The 2,567-nt window shown below is 72.0% G+C and carries 3 protein-coding genes and 1 pseudogene; 1 reads left to right on the forward strand and 3 read right to left on the reverse strand.

Annotated features, from left to right (window positions below; all coding sequences use genetic code 11):
* Positions 1 to 500, forward strand: a 500-nt coding sequence (locus tag GJ633_RS15725; RefSeq protein WP_197431378.1) for an RtcB family protein, incomplete at its 5' end; no start/stop codon positions are given.
* Positions 501 to 540: 40 nt separating this feature from the next.
* On the opposite strand, the gene GJ633_RS15730 is transcribed toward GJ633_RS15725, so the two are convergent.
* The 3 genes and pseudogenes from GJ633_RS15730 to GJ633_RS15740 form a co-directional block, all read right to left on the reverse strand.
* Positions 541 to 852 carry a thiamine-binding protein gene (locus GJ633_RS15730; RefSeq protein WP_156589533.1) on the reverse strand — a complete coding sequence of 104 codons (312 nt, stop codon included), beginning with the start codon at positions 850 to 852 and terminating at the stop codon, positions 541 to 543.
* 24 nt (positions 853 to 876) lie between these two features.
* Positions 877 to 1,813 (reverse strand): annotated as a pseudogene (locus tag GJ633_RS18330) (alpha/beta hydrolase).
* The gene (locus GJ633_RS15740; protein WP_156589534.1) at positions 1,810 to 2,169 is read right to left on the reverse strand and encodes a hypothetical protein; all 360 of its coding nucleotides are present in this window, start codon (positions 2,167 to 2,169) and stop codon (positions 1,810 to 1,812) included. Before GJ633_RS15740 ends, GJ633_RS18330 begins: the two are co-directional and overlap by 4 nt.
* Positions 2,170 to 2,567: the final 398 nt, after the last annotated feature.

Below are 2,567 nucleotides of genomic sequence, written 5' to 3' on the forward strand. Positions count from 1 at the left end.
GCAAGAAGGAGACCCACGAGGTCGGCGTCGACGCGGACGGGCGCCCCGCCGTCGGCGACGCGGCCGTCGACCGCGCGGCGCGCGAGTTGTACGTCCACCGGAAGGGCGCGACGCGGGCGTTCCCCGCCGGCAACGCGGACGTCCCCGCGGTCTACCGCGACGTGGGCCAGCCCGTGATCATCCCCGGCAGCATGGGCGCCGGCTCGTATGTGCTCCGGGGCGGCGACCAATCGATGTCGGTCTCGTTCGGCTCGACCGCCCACGGCGCCGGGCGGCTGATGAGCCGGACGCAGGCGAAACAGGAGTTCTGGGGCGGCGACGTCCAGGACAACCTCGCGGCCGACCAGCAGATCTACGTGAAAGCGCAGTCGGGCGCGACGATCGCCGAGGAGGCGCCCGGCGTGTACAAGGACATCGACGAGGTGATCCGCGTCAGCGACGAGCTCGGCATCGGCGACAAGGTGGCCCGGACGTTCCCCGTCTGCAACATCAAGGGGTGAGCCGTCCGGAGGCGGCGACCCCTCCTCGGCGATTCGGCGGTCACCGCTTCCGCTTCGCCTCCCGCCCGAGGTGTTCTTCGACGGCGGCGACCTTGTCCGCGGCCGACGCCTCGCTGTCCCGCTTGTCGTCGATCTTCAGCACCGTCGAGACGCGGTCGCCGTCGACGGCGGCGTGGGCGGCCGCGGCGGCCGCGAACAGCGTCTCGGCGTCGTCGGCTTCGATCACCGTCCCCATCGGGTTCGTCTCGTAGCTCACGTCGAAGTCCTCCAGCGCGGCGACGGCCTTCGCGACCTCGCCGGCCATGCTCCCCTCGATCACCGGTGCGACGCTCAACAGCGCGATCGCGGTCATGGTCGGCGGTGGGTGCCGCCGTCACTAAAACACGTCGCGCAGGAACGAGAGCTGGTGGCCGACCGCGGGCTCGAAGTCGTCGCCGAGGACGGAGAAGTGGTCGGCCGGCATGGCGACGACCGTGCCGCGCGAGAGCGACTCGCCGGCGTCGACGACCGACTCGGCGTCGACGATCGCGTCGTCGGTTCCCCCCAGAAGCAGCGTCGGCGCGCGGATCTCCTCGAGCCGTTCCACCGGCCGGTAGTTCGCGACCCGCAGCAGCGAGCGCGCGGGCGTCTCGTTGCGCCACGCCGACTCGCGGTCGACGAGGTCGAGGTAGCCGCGCTTCGCACCGCGTTCGGTGATCGCGGCGAGTTCTCCGGCGTCGCCGACGATCGGGACCGTCCGCCCGCGGCCGAATCGGTGTCCGAGCAGGTCGCGGACCGGCCGGCCCGGGCGGCCCGCGCGAGGGTAGCCCCACCCGCGGCGCCTCGCGATCGCGCGGCCGTCGAGCATGGGGACGATCCCCACGACTGCGTCGACGTCGTGGCGCTCCGCCGCGAGCGCGAGGACGTGTGCGGCCGACAGCGACGCGCCCCCAGAGGACCAGGTCGCGGCTGACGGCGTCGACCCGGCGGACCCGGTCGATCGCCGCCTCGTAGTCCGCGCGCTGGCGACCGGGGTGGACCGCCCCCGAGGCGCCGTCGGAGCCGCCGAACCCGCGGTAGTCGAAGAGGAACGCCGCGTAGCCGGCGTCCGCGAAGCGCTCGGCGACCGCCGGGTAGCCGAAGCTCCGCTCGGCGCCAAGCCCCGGCGCCATCACCACGGCCGGGAGTCCCGCGTCCTCGCCGGCCGGGAGGTAGAGCGTTCCGCGGCAGGTGTCGCCGTCGACGTCGAACGCGAGCGCGCGGGTGGCGAACCGCTCGCGCGGCGGCCGGTCGAGCCGACGCTGGGCCCGGTTGATCGGGGTCCGACGGGTCACGCTTCGGCCTCGTCTACGTCCGTCAGCGTCTCCAGTACGCGCGTCGAGAACTCGGTCTCCGAGACGTCGTACGAGAGCAGCGCCTCGAACCACTCGCGCTCGGCGTGCCACGTCCCGAGGACGTCTCCGGGGGATCGGACGACGGTCGCCTCGACCCGGACCGGGTCCCACTCGTCCTCCTCGGCGCGGTCGATGAGGGCGTTGAGCGCGCGCCCCATCTCGCCGTGGTGGACCTCCCGACCGGGGAACGCCGTCATATAGGTGAGATCGAGCGAGTCGCCGACGTCGATCGACTCGACGTTGATCCCGTAGCTGCGGAGCGCCGGCTCCAGCTCGCTCGCTCGCTCGTCGGTCATGCGTGACCGTTGACGCGGCGGAATAAATCGATACCGGCCGAACGTCCATCGACCCGCCGAAAGCCGCGGACGGGGACGGTCGCCGTGGCCGGCGACCGTGAAGGCTGTCAGAGGCACACGAATCTCCCGCGCGGCCGGGTCGCATTACTCCGTCGAGTATTATAAACGCTCGGACGTATTCGAGGAATGATGAGAATACCCAGGATCGGAGCGATATCGCGGGATCGATTCGACGGCCGTCCGGAACTCCGCGATCAACGAGCGCGCCCGACACCCGGGTGACCCGACGGACGCCCGCGCCGATCGGCCACCCTTTATGCGTTTCGCAGGTCTGGGTTCCGGTATGCTTCGCCGGACGCTCGCGGCGCTCTCGCGGTCGAGCGACGCCGCCGGCGTCC

The sequence above is a fragment of the Halorubrum sp. CBA1125 genome (assembly GCF_009742825.1).
Taxonomy (GTDB): Archaea; Halobacteriota; Halobacteria; order Halobacteriales; family Haloferacaceae; genus Halorubrum.